The sequence below is a fragment of the Pseudomonas cedrina subsp. cedrina genome (genome assembly GCF_001983175.1).
Classification (GTDB): Bacteria; Pseudomonadota; Gammaproteobacteria; order Pseudomonadales; family Pseudomonadaceae; genus Aquipseudomonas; species Aquipseudomonas cedrina.
Genome location: NZ_MNPW01000007.1, coordinates 36,405 through 53,366, shown reverse-complemented (window position 1 = coordinate 53,366; position 16,962 = coordinate 36,405). Strand labels below are relative to the sequence as shown.

At 61.7% G+C, this 16,962-nt stretch carries 15 protein-coding genes and 2 pseudogenes; 7 read left to right on the top strand and 10 right to left on the bottom strand.

Annotation, left to right across the window (positions count from 1 at the left end):
• Window positions 1-15 precede the first annotated feature (15 nt).
• Window positions 16-1,740, top strand: coding sequence for a gamma-glutamyltransferase (gene ggt, locus BLL36_RS15785; RefSeq protein ID WP_076952320.1), 1,725 nt, complete (start codon window positions 16-18; stop codon window positions 1,738-1,740).
• Window positions 1,741-1,861: 121 nt separating this feature from the next.
• On the opposite strand, the gene BLL36_RS15780 is transcribed toward ggt, so the two are convergent.
• From BLL36_RS15780 to BLL36_RS31695, 4 genes and pseudogenes are all read right to left on the bottom strand, one after another.
• Window positions 1,862-2,386: an AAA family ATPase gene (locus BLL36_RS15780; protein WP_076952319.1), complete on the bottom strand. Its 525-nt coding sequence runs from the start codon at window positions 2,384-2,386 to the stop codon at window positions 1,862-1,864.
• A complete protein-coding gene (gene pnuC / locus BLL36_RS15775; RefSeq protein WP_076952318.1) occupies window positions 2,383-2,946 on the bottom strand; it encodes a nicotinamide riboside transporter PnuC in 564 nt (187 codons plus the stop codon). Before pnuC ends, BLL36_RS15780 begins: the two co-directional genes overlap by 4 nt.
• 183 nt (window positions 2,947-3,129) lie before the next feature.
• Window positions 3,130-3,864, bottom strand: a complete 735-nt coding sequence (locus BLL36_RS31700) for a methyl-accepting chemotaxis protein (protein ID WP_394329493.1) — start codon at window positions 3,862-3,864, stop codon at window positions 3,130-3,132.
• Between the two features lie 120 nt (window positions 3,865-3,984).
• A pseudogene (locus tag BLL36_RS31695) lies at window positions 3,985-4,674 on the bottom strand (cache domain-containing protein); the annotation flags it as partial.
• Between the two features lie 310 nt (window positions 4,675-4,984).
• On the opposite strand from BLL36_RS31695, the gene BLL36_RS15765 reads away from it, so the two are divergent.
• Window positions 4,985-5,815, top strand: coding sequence for an undecaprenyl-diphosphate phosphatase (locus BLL36_RS15765; RefSeq protein ID WP_076952316.1), 831 nt, complete (start codon window positions 4,985-4,987; stop codon window positions 5,813-5,815).
• Window positions 5,812-6,195: a DUF1294 domain-containing protein gene (locus tag BLL36_RS15760; RefSeq protein ID WP_076952315.1), complete on the top strand. Its 384-nt coding sequence runs from the start codon at window positions 5,812-5,814 to the stop codon at window positions 6,193-6,195. The genes BLL36_RS15765 and BLL36_RS15760 overlap by 4 nt, the downstream gene beginning before the upstream one ends.
• Here the strand turns inward: BLL36_RS15760 and BLL36_RS15755 are convergent.
• The gene (locus BLL36_RS15755) at window positions 6,181-6,540 is read right to left on the bottom strand and encodes an MmcQ/YjbR family DNA-binding protein (RefSeq protein WP_076952314.1); all 360 of its coding nucleotides are present in this window, start codon (window positions 6,538-6,540) and stop codon (window positions 6,181-6,183) included. The two genes, BLL36_RS15760 and BLL36_RS15755, sit on opposite strands and share 15 nt — an antisense overlap.
• Complete coding sequence (locus BLL36_RS15750; RefSeq protein WP_076952313.1) at window positions 6,537-7,445, bottom strand: LysR substrate-binding domain-containing protein; 909 nt, start codon at window positions 7,443-7,445, stop codon at window positions 6,537-6,539. The genes BLL36_RS15755 and BLL36_RS15750 overlap by 4 nt, the downstream gene beginning before the upstream one ends.
• Window positions 7,446-7,571: 126 nt before the next feature.
• On the opposite strand from BLL36_RS15750, the gene BLL36_RS15745 reads away from it, so the two are divergent.
• Together BLL36_RS15745 and BLL36_RS15740 are read left to right on the top strand one after the other, a co-directional pair.
• Window positions 7,572-8,183 (top strand): FMN-dependent NADH-azoreductase, encoded by a 612-nt coding sequence (locus BLL36_RS15745; RefSeq protein WP_076952312.1) that lies wholly within the window; start codon window positions 7,572-7,574, stop codon window positions 8,181-8,183.
• Window positions 8,184-8,392: 209 nt separating this feature from the next.
• On the top strand, window positions 8,393-9,430 hold the full coding sequence (locus BLL36_RS15740) for an alpha/beta hydrolase family protein (RefSeq protein WP_076952580.1): 1,038 nt from the start codon (window positions 8,393-8,395) through the stop codon (window positions 9,428-9,430).
• Here the strand turns inward: BLL36_RS15740 and BLL36_RS15735 are convergent.
• The 3 genes from BLL36_RS15735 to BLL36_RS15725 form a co-directional block, all read right to left on the bottom strand.
• Window positions 9,424-10,599: an MFS transporter gene (locus BLL36_RS15735; protein ID WP_076952311.1), complete on the bottom strand. Its 1,176-nt coding sequence runs from the start codon at window positions 10,597-10,599 to the stop codon at window positions 9,424-9,426. The two genes, BLL36_RS15740 and BLL36_RS15735, sit on opposite strands and share 7 nt — an antisense overlap.
• Before the next feature lie 239 nt (window positions 10,600-10,838).
• Window positions 10,839-12,425, bottom strand: coding sequence for an ABC-F family ATPase (locus BLL36_RS15730; protein WP_074851754.1), 1,587 nt, complete (start codon window positions 12,423-12,425; stop codon window positions 10,839-10,841).
• A gap of 141 nt (window positions 12,426-12,566) precedes the next feature.
• Window positions 12,567-13,805, bottom strand: a complete 1,239-nt coding sequence (locus BLL36_RS15725; RefSeq protein ID WP_076952310.1) for an MFS transporter — start codon at window positions 13,803-13,805, stop codon at window positions 12,567-12,569.
• A 155-nt stretch (window positions 13,806-13,960) separates the two neighbouring features.
• On the opposite strand from BLL36_RS15725, the pseudogene BLL36_RS15720 reads away from it, so the two are divergent.
• A pseudogene (locus tag BLL36_RS15720) lies at window positions 13,961-14,773 on the top strand (class I SAM-dependent methyltransferase).
• Between the two features lie 137 nt (window positions 14,774-14,910).
• Here the strand turns inward: BLL36_RS15720 and BLL36_RS15715 are convergent.
• On the bottom strand, window positions 14,911-15,297 hold the full coding sequence (locus BLL36_RS15715) for a TIGR03067 domain-containing protein (protein ID WP_076952309.1): 387 nt from the start codon (window positions 15,295-15,297) through the stop codon (window positions 14,911-14,913).
• A 406-nt stretch (window positions 15,298-15,703) separates the two neighbouring features.
• Between BLL36_RS15715 and BLL36_RS15710 the strand changes: the two genes are divergently transcribed.
• Entirely contained in the window at window positions 15,704-16,924 is a 1,221-nt protein-coding gene (locus BLL36_RS15710) for a GNVR domain-containing protein (protein WP_231998964.1), read from the top strand.
• The last annotated feature ends 38 nt before the right edge of the window (window positions 16,925-16,962 follow it).

Genomic DNA, 16,962 nt, shown 5'->3' with positions numbered 1-16,962 from the left:
CTAGAGTAGCCATGGATGAAATACCAACCCTTCAGCCGCACCTTGATTGCCACAGCCCTGGTGTTGACGGTCAGTGGTGTGCAAGCCGCTTCCCAGGCCCCGGTGGCCGGTGAAAACGGCATGGTGGTGACGGCCCAGCATCTGGCCACTCATGTGGGCGTCGATGTGCTCAAGGCCGGCGGCAATGCCGTTGATGCGGCGGTGGCCGTGGGTTATGCGCTGGCGGTGGTGTACCCGGCGGCGGGTAACCTGGGCGGCGGCGGTTTCATGACCGTGCAGTTGGCGGACGGGCGCAAGACCTTCCTCGACTTCCGAGAGAAAGCGCCGCTGGCCGCCACCGCCAATATGTATTTGGACAAGGATGGCAACGTCGTCGAAGGCCTCAGCGCCAAGGGCCACCTGGCCGTCGGCGTGCCAGGCACTGTGTCGGGGATGGAACTGGCCTTGAGTAAATACGGCACGCTCAAGCGCGCCCAGGTCATCGCCCCGGCCATCAAGCTTGCGGAAAACGGCTTCGCCCTGGAGCAGGGTGATATCGACCTGCTGCACACCGCCACTGGCGAATTCGAGAAAGACAAGGACATGCGCGGGATCTTCCTGCACAACGGCCAACCGATGCAGGTCGGCCAGAAGCTGGTGCAGAAGGACCTGGCCAAGACCCTCAAGGAAATCTCGGCCAAGGGCAGCGACGGCTTTTATAAAGGTTGGGTCGCCAAGGCCCTGGTGGATTCCAGCCAGGCCGGCAAAGGCATCATTACCCAGGCTGACCTGGACAAGTACAAGACCCGCGAGCTGGCGCCCATCGAATGCGACTACCGTGGCTACCACGTGGTTTCGGCGCCACCACCGAGCTCGGGCGGTGTGGTGATCTGCCAGATCATGAATATCCTTGAAGGCTACCCGATGGCCGACCTGGGCTATCACTCGGCCCAAGGCCTGCACTACCAGATCGAAGCGATGCGCCACGCCTATGTGGACCGTAACAGCTACCTCGGCGATCCGGATTTCGTGAAAAACCCGATCGAGCACCTGCTGGACAAAAACTACGCGGCGAAACTGCGCGACGCCATTGACCCGAAAAAGGCCGGTGACTCCCAGGCGATCAAGCCCGGTGTGTCGCCCCATGAAGGCAACAACACCACCCACTATTCCATCGTCGACAAATGGGGTAACGCGGTTTCGGTCACCTACACCCTCAACGACTGGTTCGGCGCCGGCGTGATGGCGAGCAAGACCGGGGTGATCCTCAACGATGAGATGGACGATTTCACCGTCAAGGTCGGTGTGCCGAACATGTATGGCCTGGTCCAGGGTGAAGCCAACGCCATTGCGCCGGGCAAGGCGCCACTGTCGTCGATGAGCCCGACCATCGTGACCAAGGATGGCAAGGCGGTGATGGTGGTGGGTACGCCAGGTGGCAGCCGGATTATCACCGCGACCTTGCTGACCATCCTGAATGTGATCGACTACAAAATGAACATCCAGGAAGCGGTGGACGCGCCGCGTTTCCACCAGCAATGGATGCCGGACACCACGAACCTTGAGACCTTCGCGGTCAGCCCGGACACCCAAAAGATCCTGGAAAGCTGGGGCCACAAGTTTGCAGGTCCCCAGGACGCCAACCACCTGGCGGCGATCCTGGTGGGCGCGCCTTCGCTGGGTGGCAAGCCGGTGGGTAACAACCGTTTCTATGGCGCGAACGACCCGCGTCGCAACACCGGGCTGTCGCTGGGCTACTAACGGCTGAAGTGGGCAAAACCTGTGGGAGCTGGCTTGCCTGCGATGGCGGCGGGTCAGTCAGCAGTTGTGTGATTGATACAACGCCATCGCAGGCAAGCCAGCTCCCACAGGTAGCGCCGTGTCAGGGCTGCATTAGTCGTTTTACGGCTGAAAACGCCATGGCGCGGCGCTCTTCCCAATCCCCCCCGATGACCAGCACCGCTTGCCGGTGCTGCTGCAGCCACGCCAGGCTGTCCTGGAAAAACGCGCGGCGGTCGGCCAGTTCGGGTTGGCAGCGTTGCCCGTCGGCCGTCCACTCCACATCTTCCGGCGACAGCAGCAGGTGCAGGTCGTACTGCCGCGCCAGCAGTTCGCTGTCGAGCCATGCGGGGCAGTCGCCGAACAGGGTCTGGCTCCAGAGTTTGTTGGCCAGCAGATGCGTGTCGAGGATCAACAGGTCGGGGTGTGTGGCGCGAGCCTCGTCTTCCCAGGCCAGTTGGCCACGGGCGATGGCGGGGATGTCGGCCAGGGTGGTGTCACGTTGATGATGATCGATGAAATGACGCACATATTCACCGACCATCAACCCGCCGAAGTGTGCCTGCAACTGCGCCGCCAGCCAGCTTTTACCGCTGGATTCGGGGCCGGCCAGTACCACCACCTTCATGCCTGCAACGCCGGGTCGGCGCGCCATTCACGCCAGCCTTGCACGGCGATCACGGTGAACAGCGCGTAGAGCGCGGCGGTGAGGTAGAGGCCTTTGTAGAGGAACAGGCCGACGAAAATCACGTCCACGGCAATCCACAACGGCCAGCATTGCACGCGCTTCTGCGCCATCCACATTTGCGCCACCAGGCTGAAGCCGGTGAGGGCGGCGTCGAGCCAGGGCTGGGCGGCATCCGTCCAGTGGGCCATGGCGGCGCCGAGCAACAGGCTGCCCAGGGCGCCCGCCGCCAGGCTGGCGATGATCGCCGGCACGCCGAGGCTGGTGACCTCGCGCCCTTGCCTGACGGCACCGGCGCGGGTCCATTGCCACCAACCGTAGACTTGCAGCGCGGCGTACACCACTTGTAGCAACATGTCGGAATAGAGTTTTACGTCGTAGAACACCCAGGTGTAAAGCAGCACCATCACCAGGCCGATGGGCCAGCACCAGGGGTTCTGTTTGACGGTCAGCCACACGGCGATCACCCCCAGGGCAGCGGCGAAGAGTTCAAGCCCGGACATGGTGGTTCCTCGGGACGGTGGGAGAGGGCGCAGATTGTAACCAAAGAAAGGTGGAGGTAGGAATGATCGTTCCCACGCTCTGCGTGGTAATGCATCCCGCGACGCTCTGCGTCACAGCCTCAAGCGCGGACGCGGAGCGTCCCGAGCGGCATTCCCACGCGAAGCGTGGGAACGATCCCACATTCAGACCTTGAACTGGCGCAGCAGCCCATCGAGCTGTTCGCTCAGGCCGCGCAACTGCGCGCTGGCCACGCTCGACTGCTCCGCCGCCAACGCCGTGCTGTGGGACAGACTGGCAGCCTGGGTGACGTTCTGGTTGATGTCTTCCACCACGTGGGCCTGCTGCAGGGTGGCGCTGGCAATCGAGGCGTTGAGGCCATTGAGATTGCGCAAGGCCTGGCCGATGGCGGTGAGGCTGGCCCCGGCCTGGCCGGCCTGTTCGATGGTCAGTTGCGATGCGCTGTGGCTGTCGCTGATCACCTTGACCGCCGCTTCCGAGTGACCTTGCAGGCGTTCGATCATGCCCTGGATCTCGGCGGTGGACTTTTGCGTGCGCTGGGCCAGCAGCCGTACTTCATCGGCGACCACGGCAAAGCCACGGCCTTGTTCGCCGGCGCGTGCCGCTTCAATCGCCGCATTGAGGGCCAGCAGGTTGGTCTGGTCGGCAATCGAGCGAATAACTTCAAGCACACTGCCTATCTGGGTACTTTCAGCGGACAGGGTACGGATCACGTCCACCGCGTTGCTGATGGTGCCGGAAAGCTGGTCGATCTGCTGCAGGCTGCCGTCGATATTAACCTGGCCCTGTTGCGCCTGGGCCTGGGCATCACGCATTTCGCTGGCGGCGTGTTCGGCGTTCTTGGCCACGTCTTGCACGCCGTAGGTGACTTCGTTGATCGCAGTGGCCACCAGTTCCATCTGCTGGGACTGCTGCTGGCTGCGGTCGTGGGCCTGGGTCGCGTTGTTGCCCAGCTCCTGTGACGACTGGCCCAGGGCGTTGGCGCAGACCTGCAACTGGCCGACCACCTGGCGCAGCTTGGCGGTGAAGCTGTTGAAGTGTTGCGACAGTTGGGTGACTTCGTCCTGGCCGTGGGTGTCGAGGCTGCGGGTCAGGTCGCTTTCACCGCTGGCGATATTGCCCATGGCATTCACCGCGGCCTGCAACGGCCGCACGATGCTGCGGGCGATCAGCGACACCAGCAAGGCCATCGCCAGTGCGATGCCCAGGCCGATAAACGAGGCTTTCCACACCTGCGCGCTGAACTCGGCCTGCACATCATCCACGTACACGCCGGAACCGATAATCCAGCCCCACGGCTCGAACAAGTGGATATACGAGGTTTTCGCCACCGGCGCGTCGGCGCCCGGTTTCGGCCAGCGGTAGTTGACGATGCCGGCGCCCTTGGCCCTGGCCAGGCTCACGAACTCGTTGAACACCGCAAAGCCGTCGGGGTCACGGATCGCCGAAAGGTTCTGGCCGTCGAGCTTGGGGTTGGCCGGATGCATGATCATCACGGGCGTGAGGTCGTTGATCCAGAAATAATCGTCATGGTCGTAGCGCAAGCCACGCACCGCACTCAGGGCTTGCTTCTGGGCGGCGTCGCGGGTCAGCACGCCGGTGGTTTCGAGGCCGTGATAAAACGTCAGGATCCCGCTGGCGGTCTCGACCACGTATTGGGTCTGCTGGCGCTTGGCCTGGTACAGGTCCGCATGGATCTGCTTGAGCATCAGCAAACCCAGGGCCAGCAGCATCAGCACGGCGACTATCAGGATCAGCCAGAGGCGCCGGCTGATCGACATATTGCGCAAACTGTTCATCGTCCTGTCACTCCGTGCTTTTTATAATTGTGGGCGCTGCATCGACTTTTCCGCCTTGTCTGATAGGCTTTCGGCCCGTATTCGGAAAACCTGAGTACTGTCTGATTTTTCACAAGATTTTTTGCCGGTCAGGGTTGCCACCCAACACCATGTCTTGTCGTCAGTGAACCATTAAAAAGATCAACGAGGCTTGCCGTGGAGCAAGACCTTAGGGGGAAGCATGGATTTTTGGACCGCCATTCAGGCAGTGATTCTGGGCATTGTGGAGGGGCTTACCGAGTTCCTGCCGATTTCCAGCACCGGCCACCAGATCATCGTCGCCGATCTGCTCGACTTTTCGGGCGACCGCTTCAACGCGTTCAATATCATCATCCAGCTGGGCGCCATCCTGGCGGTGGTGTGGGAGTTTCGCGGCAAGATTTTCGAAGTGGTCAAGGGCCTGCCGACCCAGCGCAAGGCCCAGCGATTCACCGCCAACCTGCTGATCGCCTTTATGCCGGCGGTGGTGCTGGGGGTGATTTTTGCCGACGTGATTCACCACTATCTGTTCAACCCGATCACCGTCGCCACCGCCCTGGTCGTGGGCGGCGTGATCATGTTGTGGGCCGAGCGGCGCGTGCATCAAGTGCACGCCGAAACCGTCGATGACATCACCTGGAAAGACGCGCTCAAGGTCGGCCTGGCCCAATGCCTGGCAATGATTCCGGGCACCTCGCGTTCGGGCTCGACCATTATCGGCGGCCTGTTGTTCGGGCTGTCACGCAAGACGGCCACCGAGTTCTCGTTTTTCCTGGCGATGCCAACCATGGTCGGCGCGGCGGTGTATTCGGGCTACAAGTACCGTGACCTGTTCCAGCCGGCGGACCTGCCGGTGTTCGTTATCGGCTTTGTGACCTCGTTCATCTTCGCAATGATTGCGGTCAAGGGCTTGCTCAAGTTCATCGCCAGCCACAGTTACGCCGCGTTTGCCTGGTACCGCATTGCGTTTGGCCTGCTGATCCTGGCGACGTGGCAGTTCGGCTGGATCGACTGGGCGGCCGCCAAGGCATGACGATCCAGCACCCGCGCCTCAAAGCGCTGATCTTTGTGCTGCTATGCGCGGCGCCGTTGGTGGGGGCGGTGTTGGTGTGGCAACGCGGCGAAACGCTGATCCCGCTGGCGGCCTATGGGGTGGTCAGCCTGGTCGCGTTCTTCCTTTACTGGAGCGACAAGCGCAAGGCCCGCACCGACAGTTGGCGCACCCCGGAAAACATCCTGCACGCCGTGGAGCTGGCGGGCGGCTGGCCTGGGGCGTTGATTGCCCAGCAGGTGTTCCGGCACAAGACGCGCAAGGTGTCTTACCAAGTGCTGTTCTGGGTGATCGTGTTGCTGCACCAGGTGTTCTGGCTCGACCAGTTGTTCCTGGGCGGCACCTTGTTATCCGTGCTCTAGCAATAACCCGACCTGCGTGCGCTTGGGCAGTTTGCTCACCACCAGTTGGTGCGAGCGCTGCAACAAGCCACGCAGTTCCTCGGCGCCCAGCGGGTAGGGTGTGTTCATGATGATCCATTGTGCGCGGGCCAGGTACGGCGCCGGGTGGATGCCCGGTCGATCGACGTGGCCGAGGAACAGGTCCTTGTCGACCTTGAACGCCAGCGAGTCACCCCGCAGGTTTTGCAGGGCGAACATTTTGTTGCCCGCAATCGAAAACACCCGCACACCGCCCCATTTGTAGTCTTCCCGCGCACCGGGCAGGCTGAGGCAGAAGGTGACGACTTGCGCTTCGCTCATGCTCATAACTGGCGGTCTCCGCAGCTTTTGAAGCCTTCTTCCAGGTAGTCGATCCAGGCGCGAATCGCCGGCAACACACCGCGTCGATGCGGGTACACCGCCTGGAGCCAGCCGCCCGGCAATGACCATTCGGGCAGCAGTTGCACCAGACGGCCGCTGGCCAATTCCTCTTCGCAATACATCATCGGCAGCACTGTAAAGCCCAGGCCCATGATCGCGCTGGCCTTGCGCACGATGAAGTCGTCAATGCCCAGGCGCGCCTCCATCGCCAGGTCATGGGAGTTGCCTTGCGGGTCGAGCAGGCGCACGTGGACCATGCGGTCGGCTTCCAGCGCGCCGAGGATTGGCAATTGCTTGAGGTCGTCGAGGCTGTCGATGCGGCGCCCGCGCATGAATTCGGGGCTGGCGACCAGCGCGGTCTGGGCCTGGCGCAGGCGTTTGGTCACCAGCAGCGGGTCTTCATCGCCCAGCTCACGCACCCGCAGCGCTACATCGATCCCTTCGGCGACCAGGTCCACGCGGCGATTGACCAAGGTCATTTCCAGCTGCACCAGCGGGTGTGCCGCCAGAAACCCGGCCACCAGCTCCGGCAGGATGTGCTGGGCCATGCCCACCGGGCAACTCACGCGCAGCCGCCCGCGAGGCTCGCTGGACATGCTTGCCACGGCTTCATCGGCCATTTCCGCCTCCAGCAGCATGGCCTGGCAATGGCGCAGGTAGCGCTCGCCCACGGCGGTGAGCGTCAACTGGCGGGTGGTGCGTTGCAGCAGCCGCGCGCCCAGGCGTTCTTCCAGCTCGGCGATGCGCCGCGACAGCCGCGACTTGGGAATCCCCAGCAGCCGCCCGGCCGCCGCGAAGCCACCGGCTTCGACGACTTTGGCGAAATAGTAGAGGTCGTTGAGGTCTTGCATGCGGGGCCTATTGTCCTGTGAGTGGGACAAACTATCGCATTACAGCCAGCTTATCGACCATTGGTTTCATGCGTAGCATCACCACCATCTGATCGCCACTCGCGATCCCACCTCGGAGACTTGCTCATGAAACTGTTGCACATCGATTCCAGCATCCTCGGCGACAACTCGGCTTCCCGTCAGCTCAGCGCCGGCGTGGTCAAGGCCTGGCAAGCGGCGCAGCCGGGCGTGGAAGTGACCTACCGTGACCTCGCCAGCGAAGGCATCAACCACTTTTCCGGCGCGACCCTGGGCGCGTTGGGCACCGCTGCGGAGTTGCGTGACGCCGCGCAACAGCATGAGGCCGACCTGAGCGCATCGTCGCTGGCCGAGTTCCTCGCCGCCGACGCCATCGTCGTGGGTGCGCCGATGTACAACTTCACCATCCCGACCCAGCTCAAAGCCTGGATCGATCGCATCGCCGTGGCCGGCCAGACCTTTCGCTACACCGAAGCCGGCCCGGAAGGCCTGTGCGGCAACAAGAAGGTCATCATCGTCTCCACTTCCGGCGGCCTGCATGCCGGGCAAGCATCCGGTGCTGCCCATGAAGGCTACCTGAAACTGCTGTTCGGCTTCCTCGGCATCACCGATATCGAAATCGTGCGCGCCGAAGGCCTGGCCTACGGTGACGAAGTGCGCAGCAAATCCTTGAGCGACGCCAACGCACTGATCAACGAGCAATTGTTCGCCGCCGCGTAAGGCTTGTGTAAATTCAGCCCTCCCTCGGTTTCAATCTGAAGCCGGGCGCCTAAACTCTGTATCCTGCTCGCTGAACGCGAGCGGCGTACGGAGTTTTTTCGTTTGCTCACGGTCTTGTTTAATGTGGCCCAGGTTGTGCAAGCATGGGTGTGCACCTGGGGCTTTTCTTTCGATTGGTCGGTTATCACGCAGCAAAGGTGGACATCCTCATGATGCGTCTTTGTGCAGTCATGGTTCTTTCCCTGCTCGGCGGCCTGGTTTCAGTGCACGCCGCGCCCGCGCCGCACCCGCATTGGAGCGTGGGGTTCCATCGCATGACGTTTCTTGATCCGCTGGACCTGCAGCCGATGAAGGCCGTCGCCTTTTACCCCTCCACCGGCCTTGAGCACACCACGCAACTGGGTGCCTATCATGTGGCCGCCAGCGAAGACGCCAAGATCGCCATCGGCCGTTTCCCGCTGTTGATGCTGTCCCACGGCAACACCGGCACGCCACTGGCCTTGCATGACCTGGCCACGTCCCTGGCGCGCAAGGGCTTTGTGGTGGTGGCCGTGCTGCACCCTGGCGACAACTACAAGGACCATAGCCGCCTGGGCACGGTGAGCAACCTGTATGGCCGGCCGATCCAGATTTCCGAGGCGATCACCGCCACTTTGGGCGACCCGATGCTGTCGCCGTTCGTCAACGTCAACCAGGTGGGCGTCATCGGCTATTCCGCCGGCGGCGAAACCGCGTTGATCCTGGCCGGTGCCAAGCCGGACTTCAACCGCCTGCGTCGCTACTGCCAGGAACGTCCCGAGGATCGCGATGCCTGCACCACCAAGGGCGAACTGGTCGTGGATCGCGACGATCTGCAGCCGCAATCCGACCCGCGTATTCAAGCCTTGATGCTGATGGCGCCGCTGAGCCTGATGTTCGGCCGTCACACTTTGGCCGACGTGCATGTGCCGGTGCTGCTCTATAGCGGGGATGGCGACAAATTGGTCGCTGTGGACAAGAACGCCGCCGCCCTGGCGCGCAAGCTGCCCGAACCGCCGGACTTCAAATTGCTGGCCGGGGCAGGGCACTTCGTGTTCATGGCGCCTTGCGACAGCGATCAACTGGCGGCGATGCCGGCGATCTGCACCGATGCCGATGGGGTCGACCGCGAAGGGATCCACCGTGACCTGATCTCCGAGGCCGGGCGTTTTTTCAGTCAGACCCTCGGGCAATCCACCCGCGCCGGTCTGCAGACGGCGGATCAGTAAGCGCGACGCTTGAGCAACAGGGTCACGCCCAGGGCGGTCACCGACAGCAGCGCCGCGCAGAAGAAGATCCAGCTGTAGCCGAGGTTCAGGGCCACGGCCCCCATCAACGGTCCGGCAATCGCCAGGGCCAGGTCAAAAAACACCGCATACGCACTCAGCCCCGCGCCACGGCTGCTGGCCGGGACTTGCCTGATGGCTTCCACGCCCAGCGCCGGGTACACCAGCGACAGGCCAAAGCCGGTCAGCCCGGCGCCGATCAACGCCACCCCGGTCGACGGCGCCAGCCAGAGCAGGGTGAGGCCGAGTGTCTCGATGCTCATGCAGGCAATCGCCGCGCGGAAACCACCGAAGCGGCTGATCGCAGAGATAAACACCAGCCGCGACAGGATGAAGCACACGCCAAACACCGTCAGGCAGTACGCCGCGCCGGCCCAGCCGCGATTGAGGTAGTACAGCGTGATAAAGGTGGTGAGGGTGCCGTAGCCAATCGAGGCCAGGCACAGGCTGGCGCCGAACGGTGCAATACGCCCGAACACCGCCCGGAACGGCAACCGCTCGCCGCGCACCACCGGCACCGACGGTTTGTGGCGGATCAGCACCAGGCCCAACGCCGCCAGCACAGAGAGTGCGATGCCCAGGCTGTTGTAGCCGTACTGCGCCACCATGACCACGCCCAAGGGGGCGCCAATGGCGATGGCGCCGTAGGACGCGATGCCATTCCACGAAATCGACCGTGCGGTGTGCTCGGCGCCAACCTGGCCCATGCACCAACTGATGGTGCCGACGCCGATCAAGCCCTGGGCCACACCCAGCAGCAACCGTGCGACGATCAGGATGCCCAGGCTCAACGACGGCAGGCTTTGCGCCAGCGTGGCGAACAACGTCAGCACGCCACTCACCAGGATCCCGGCCAACCCCAACACAATCGCACGCTTGGTGCCGACGTTATCCGACATCCTCCCGGCCATCGGCCGGCTGAGCAGGGTGGCCAGGTATTGGCAGCCGATGGTGACCCCGGCGACTACGGCGCTGAAGCCCAGTTGCTCATGCACATAGCCTGGGATCACCGCAATCGGCAGGCCGATGCAGATGAACGCGATGAAGGTGTAGAAGACGATGGAAACGATCTGCAGGGTGATCGAGATTGAACTGGGGGTGGCGGCAGGCATGGGCATTCGTTCGCGGGCGGGCGGTGAGGGCATCATGGCATAACCCGCCTTCCTGTAGGAGCGAGCTTGCTCGCGAAGAGCTTGAGGGCGCCGCCGTAAATCAGGTTTCCCGCGTTATCGTTGACGTTTTTCGCGAGCAAGCTCGCTCCTACAGTAGATCAATGCGCAGATGCAAAAAGCCCCGTCACACCGGACGGGGCTTGTTCTTGTCGCTTGCAGCTAAAAGCTATTGGCTGCCTTTAGAACACCACGCCTTGGCTGCGCAGGTAATCGTCATAAGTGCCGCTGAAGTCGATCACGCCACTTGGGCTCAGCTCGATGATGCGGGTGGCCAGGGACGATACGAACTCGCGGTCGTGACTGACGAAGATCAGCGTGCCCGGGTAGTTCTCCAGCGCCAGGTTCAGCGCTTCGATGGATTCCATGTCCAAGTGGTTGGTCGGTTCGTCCATGATCAGCACGTTCGGCTTTTGCAGGATCAGCTTGCCGAACAGCATGCGGCCTTGCTCACCGCCGGAGATGACCTTGACCGACTTGAGGATCTCGTCGTTGGAGAACAGCATGCGGCCCAAGGTGCCACGGATCACTTGCTCGCCTTGTGTCCACTGGCCCATCCAGTCGAACAGGCTCATGTCGTCTTCGAAGTCGGAGGCGTGGTCCTGGGCGTAGTAGCCCAGTTCGGCGGCGTCGGTCCACTTGATGCTACCGGCGTCCGGCGTCAGCTCGTTGACCAGGGTGCGCAGCAGCGTGGTCTTGCCGATACCGTTCGGGCCGATGATCGCCACGCGCTCGCCGGCTTCGACCTGGAAGCTGAAGTCCTTGAACAGCGGTTTGCCGTCGAAGCCCTTGGCCATGCGATCGACGATGACCGCCTGGCGGTGCAGCTTCTTGGTCTGTTCGAAACGGATGAATGGGCTCACGCGGCTCGAAGGTTTGACCTCGGCCAGTTGGATCTTGTCGATCGCCTTGGCACGGGAAGTGGCCTGCTTGGCTTTCGAGGCGTTGGCCGAGAAGCGGCTGACGAAGGACTGCAGCTCGGAGATCTGCGCTTTCTTCTTGGCGTTGTCCGACAGCAACTGCTCGCGGGACTGGGTCGCCACGGTCATGTACTCGTCGTAGTTGCCCGGGAACAGGCGCAGCTCGCCGTAGTCCAGGTCAGCCATGTGGGTGCACACGCTGTTCAGGAAGTGACGGTCGTGAGAGATGATGATCATCAGGCTGGAGCGCTGGGTGAGGATGTTTTCCAGCCAGCGGATGGTGTTGATGTCCAGGTGGTTGGTCGGTTCGTCGAGCAACAGCACTTCGGGATCGGAGAACAGCGCCTGGGCCAGCAATACACGCAGCTTCCAGCCTGGGGACACTTCGCTCATCGGGCCGAAGTGTTGCTCCAGGGGAATGCCCAGGCCCAGCAACAGCTCACCGGCACGGGATTCGGCGGTGTAGCCGTCCATTTCGGCGAATTCGGTTTCCAGCTCGGCCACGGCCATGCCGTCGTCTTCGCTCATTTCCGGCAGCGAATAGATGCGGTCGCGCTCGGCCTTGACCTTCCACAGTTCTTCGTGGCCCATGATCACGGTGTCGAGCACGGTGAATTCTTCGTAGGCGAACTGGTCCTGGCGCAGTTTACCCAGGCGTACGTTCGGCTCCAGCATGACTTGGCCACCGGACGGATCAAGGTCGCCGCCGAGGATTTTCATGAAGGTCGACTTGCCGCAACCGTTGGCACCGATCAAACCATAACGGTTGCCGGCGCCGAACTTGACCGAGACGTTCTCGAAGAGCGGCTTGGCGCCGAACTGCATGGTGATGTTAGCTGTGGAGATCAATTACTTTACCTATCAATGAGTTGCGAGCGTGGCGGCAGGAGCCTTCAGGCATGCGTCAACAGCGACATCAAGGCGCGAAACCCGGTCGCTGAGCAGAAATTTTGGATGTGTGTTGGAATTTGGCGCGCATTGTCGCATATGTCAGGCGACAGTTGTATGTCGAGCGAAGGAAGGTTTCGCCAGGGTCTCCGGCATCGCCAGCCATAACAGCGCCAGGGCCAGCGCCGCAACGCCGGCCAGGGTCAGGAAGGCCGCGTTGTAGCCGGCCTGTTGCACCACGAAACCGGCCAGGCTGTTGCTCAGCGCCGCGCCCAGGCCAAAGACGGTGGAAAGGGCGCCCAGGCTGACGTTGAAGCGGCCGGTGCCCTGGGTCAGGTCCTTGACGATCACCGGGAACAGCGCGCCGAAGATGCCTGCGCCGACGCCATCGAGCAGTTGCACGGCCACCAGCCAGTACGGGTCGCTGGACAAGGTATAGAGCACGCCGCGCAGCGGCAGGATCATGAAACCTGCCATCAGCAAGGGTTTGCGCCCCCAGATGTCGGCCTTGAGTCCGACCAGCCAGGCGATCGGCACCATCACCAATTGCGCGGCGACGATGCAGGCGGACGTCAGCGGCGTGGCCATCTGCAGGTTGATCCGGGACAGCTTCTGGCTGACCAGCGGCAACATCGCGGCATTAGCCAGGTGGAACAGGGCGCAGCAGATGGCAAACAACAACAGCGGGCGGTTCGCCAGCAACACACGAATGCCGGAAGGTTGTTCATGGTCGGTGTGATGGGCCGGGTCGAAGCCTCGGGCCACGTCATGGTCGATGGCCTGGGCCGACACGCAACTGATCGCGACGATACTGGCCAGCGCCATGAACGCCATCAGGTAGAACACCACCACGGGACCGAACAGGTAAGCCAGGCCGCCGGCCAACAGTGCCGCCACGGCATTGCCGGCATGGTTGAAGGTTTCGTTGCGCCCGGTACGGCGGGTGAAGGCGCGTGGGCCGGTAATGCCCAGCGAAATCGCACTGATCGCCGGCGCGAACACAGAGGCGGCGACGGCGCTGGCGGCCTGGGTCAATGCCACCAGGCTGAACGAACTGACGAAAGGCAGCAGCAGGCAACTGCCGGTTACCACGACGGCGGCCAGTGCAATCACCGCGCGCTTGCTGCGCGTGCGGTCGATCAGCGCGCCCGCCGGCCCCTGGGTGAGCAACGCGGCGATACCCGCCAGGGTCATGACCACGCCGATACTCGCCGGGTCCCATTGGTGCACGGCCAGCAGGTAGATGGCGAGGTAGGGGCCGAGGCCGTCGCGCACATCCGCCAGGAAGAAATTCAAGCTGTCCAACGACAACGCATTACGCAGGTCGGAGTGTCTGGCCACGGCGAGATCTTCAGAAACAGCGTTCAGGGGCTGAACACTCAGTGCGTTAATGACCCGCAAGCCCTGGGTTAAGTTTCGCGCGCGTCTCGGGGTTTTAATCTGCGGGCACTTGGCTTATTTTCTGAGCCCCGCTTTATTGAATATCCGGAGACGCAATGGACATGCCCTCAGCCCGACAGGCGATTGCCAGCAACAAGGACGCCTGGGACCAATCCGCCCACCTGCACACGACCACCGACACCTGGAACGCGCTGCGCAACAGCGTGAGCGACCCTGGCTTTTCATGCCTGGACCCGACCCTGACCGGCTTGCTGCAAGACATCGGCGTGGCCGGCAAGGACGTGGTGCAGTTGTGTTGCAACAACGGTCGTGAAACCCTCTCGCTGTTCGGCCTGGGCGCGCGCACCGCGGTGGGCGTCGACCAATCCCAGGGTTTCCTGCAACAGGCCCGTGAACTGGCCGCGCTTTCACCCCATGAGGCACAGTTCATCGAGAGCGATATCCACCAATTGCCGCAGGCGTTGCAGGCACGCTTCGATATCGCCTTGGTGACCATCGGCGTGCTGGGTTGGATGCCGGATGTGGCGCTGTTCATGCATCATGTTGCGAGCACCTTGAAACCCGGCGGTACGCTGGTGATGTACGAAACCCATCCGTTCCTGTAAGTGTTCGATCCTCGCGCGCCAGACCCCTTTCGGCCGGCCAGCTCCTACTTCCAGCGCGAGCCCTTCGTGCTGCAGGAATCGATTGTCTACGAAGGCGAAGGCGAAGGTGCCGGCCCCACTTCCTATTGGTACGTGCACACCCTGGGCGACGTGATAAATGCCGCCATCTGCGCGCAGTTGCAGATCGGCCACCTGCAGGAGTATCCCCATTCCAACCGCGAAGAGCTGTACGACCGCTACGAGCACCAGCCTGCGCAATTGCCGATGTGTTTCACCTTGACCGCCACCAAGCGTCCCGACTGAGACGGCTTTTTTCCAGGCGGAAAAATCCCGCCAGGAGCGACAGGCTAAGGGATCCACTGGAGTAGGTAGGCATCACCCTATAGACCGGAAAGTGAAGACGTTGGGAAAATACGCTCGCAAGTCGGATGGGGCGCCGATCAACCGCGACGCACGAAGGTGCGCATTGTTTGACCTGGGCCAGTACTGAATGCGAGCGGCCTGGGCATGCTTTCATCGGCGGCAATGAACACGAACTCATCGCCATCGAGGCGATAACTGGCCGGCAAGTGCTTGCCGACGTCATCGCCCATGGCGTCGACCCAGGTAATGCGCTTGGGCACGGTGCTGCTGTCCAGGTAAAACCGGCCGGCCAGCAATACCTCGCCATCGACGGTCTTCACTTCGAAGCGGTCGCCGGTGATAGTCGTGATGGCGCCAGGGGCAGTGTGGGCATCGACCGGGTTGAGCACGCCACTGTCTTCAAGTGAGGTTTGCTCCCAGGTACCTTGCAGGGCTTGAAAATCCGGGTCTTGAAAGGATGACATATAAGTTCCTTGTGACTACGGGGCCACAGGGGCACCAGATATAGGGATTGCTGCTGTTTACTTATTCTGCGGTTCTATTTCAATTACAAGCTATTGAGCTATTTTGCAGGATTTGGGAAGCGCTTCGCATTGGTCTGTTAGACGCGCTGATTATCGGGCTGGAATGACACCGTGTCATTAAAGTGAATTGTATTGCTGGTAGGTACCTCTACCGATTGTCGCGCCGGCCGAACGTGTCCGTTGTTGATTCGGTCATTATTTCTTGTGCGTGATTTTAAATAATGGATATCAACTCATCAGGGTATGAACTTTGAGTAACGCTCATCAGCTACATCAAGCTTTACCGTCGGATGAAATCGATCTCTTTGAGCTGTTCGGTGCCATCTGGAAGCAAAAGAAGCTGGTCATGGGTTGTACGCTCCTCGCCGGCCTTCTGGGAGTTGGCTATGCGTATCTGGCACCCAAGGTTTATCAGGTCAGCAGCGTGCTGCGCCCCGCCGCAATCAATGAGCTGGACGCCCTTAACCGCTCCGAGGTCTACAAGTTACCGCCGGCCGATGCGCTGGCCAAAGTTGCCGCGCAGTTGGACTCCTATGAAACCCGGCTAGGCTTCTTCAGGGCCAACCCCGGACTGTTCGGGGCTTTCCAGCAGCCGGGGCGTAGCCCGGAACAAAGTTTTGAGGCATTCAACAATAACGACGCTCACCTGGTGGTACCGGACCCCAAGAATCCGGACTCGCTCAACAATTACATCCGTCTGGAAATGCAATATCCCAGTGGCGTTGACGGGGCGGCAATTCTCAATGGGTTCGTGACCTACGCCATCACGCAGCAACGCGACCAAGTAGGCGCCGATCTCAAGGTCATCGTCAATAATCGCCTCAATGAACTTAAAGGCAAGATCGATGCGGCGCGCGCCAACTATGAAACGGGCAAGGCCTCGAGAATCGCCAAGTTGTTGGAGGCCGATGACGTCAAGCGTGCTCAGTTGCAAGACGAACTCAGCGCCTTGCGCCTGCAGATGCAAGCGCAACGTACCAGCCGCCTGGCCGAATTGGACGAAGCCATTTCCATCGCCAAGTCTATTGGTATTAAATATCCCACCACGCCTTCCGCGATGGCGGCCGAGGCGCGTACCGGTTCCGGCCAGGTGATGCGCACTGAAGTGACCAACCAGGCGATCCCTTTGTACTTTCTGGGCACCCAGGCGTTGGAAGCCGAGCGGGCCGCGCTGGCGCGGCGTACCAATGATGACTTCACCAACAACCGTGTTGCTGAAATCGGCAAGGAGTTGCGCATGCTTGAGGTCAACCGCGAGGTGGAAGTACTCAAGAGTCGCAAGAGTGAAGACATATTCCTGCAAGACGTTGAGCCTCTCTGGGCGGAGCAAGCGCGACTGCGAAGCCTGAATATCGACATGAGCGCCTTGAAGCTTGTAACTGTCGACAGGCAGGCCCAGGAGCCTTCGAGCCCGATCAAACCAAAGAAAACCTTGATCATCGCCTTGAGCCTGGTGGCAGGGCTGATGCTGGGGGTATTGATGGCCTTAATTTGGCATTTCGTCCAGGCGCGGCGCCAAGCCGGACCATTTTCCGCACAGGATGAGCGTCGGTTGCCACACCGATAGGCACAGCTGAATCTTTGTCCGTAGTGAGCGGGCTTGAA

What these genes read in the sequence shown, in the direction of transcription:
- BLL36_RS15765 (WP_076952316.1), top strand. Translation starts at nt 4,985, where the DNA reads ATGGATTTTTGGACCGCCATTCAGGCAGTGATTCTGGGCATTGTGGAG.
- BLL36_RS15710 (WP_231998964.1), top strand. Translation starts at nt 15,704, where the DNA reads ATGGGTTGTACGCTCCTCGCCGGCCTTCTGGGAGTTGGCTATGCGTAT.
- BLL36_RS15760 (WP_076952315.1), top strand. Translation starts at nt 5,812, where the DNA reads ATGACGATCCAGCACCCGCGCCTCAAAGCGCTGATCTTTGTGCTGCTA.
- ggt (WP_076952320.1), top strand. Translation starts at nt 16, where the DNA reads ATGAAATACCAACCCTTCAGCCGCACCTTGATTGCCACAGCCCTGGTG.
- pnuC (WP_076952318.1), bottom strand. Translation starts at nt 2,946, where the DNA reads ATGTCCGGGCTTGAACTCTTCGCCGCTGCCCTGGGGGTGATCGCCGTG.
- BLL36_RS15750 (WP_076952313.1), bottom strand. Translation starts at nt 7,445, where the DNA reads ATGCAAGACCTCAACGACCTCTACTATTTCGCCAAAGTCGTCGAAGCC.
- BLL36_RS15755 (WP_076952314.1), bottom strand. Translation starts at nt 6,540, where the DNA reads ATGAGCATGAGCGAAGCGCAAGTCGTCACCTTCTGCCTCAGCCTGCCC.
- BLL36_RS15745 (WP_076952312.1), top strand. Translation starts at nt 7,572, where the DNA reads ATGAAACTGTTGCACATCGATTCCAGCATCCTCGGCGACAACTCGGCT.
- BLL36_RS31700 (WP_394329493.1), bottom strand. Translation starts at nt 3,864, where the DNA reads ATGGAACTGGTGGCCACTGCGATCAACGAAGTCACCTACGGCGTGCAA.
- BLL36_RS15715 (WP_076952309.1), bottom strand. Translation starts at nt 15,297, where the DNA reads ATGTCATCCTTTCAAGACCCGGATTTTCAAGCCCTGCAAGGTACCTGG.
- BLL36_RS15735 (WP_076952311.1), bottom strand. Translation starts at nt 10,599, where the DNA reads ATGCCTGCCGCCACCCCCAGTTCAATCTCGATCACCCTGCAGATCGTT.
- BLL36_RS15740 (WP_076952580.1), top strand. Translation starts at nt 8,393, where the DNA reads ATGATGCGTCTTTGTGCAGTCATGGTTCTTTCCCTGCTCGGCGGCCTG.
- BLL36_RS15780 (WP_076952319.1), bottom strand. Translation starts at nt 2,386, where the DNA reads ATGAAGGTGGTGGTACTGGCCGGCCCCGAATCCAGCGGTAAAAGCTGG.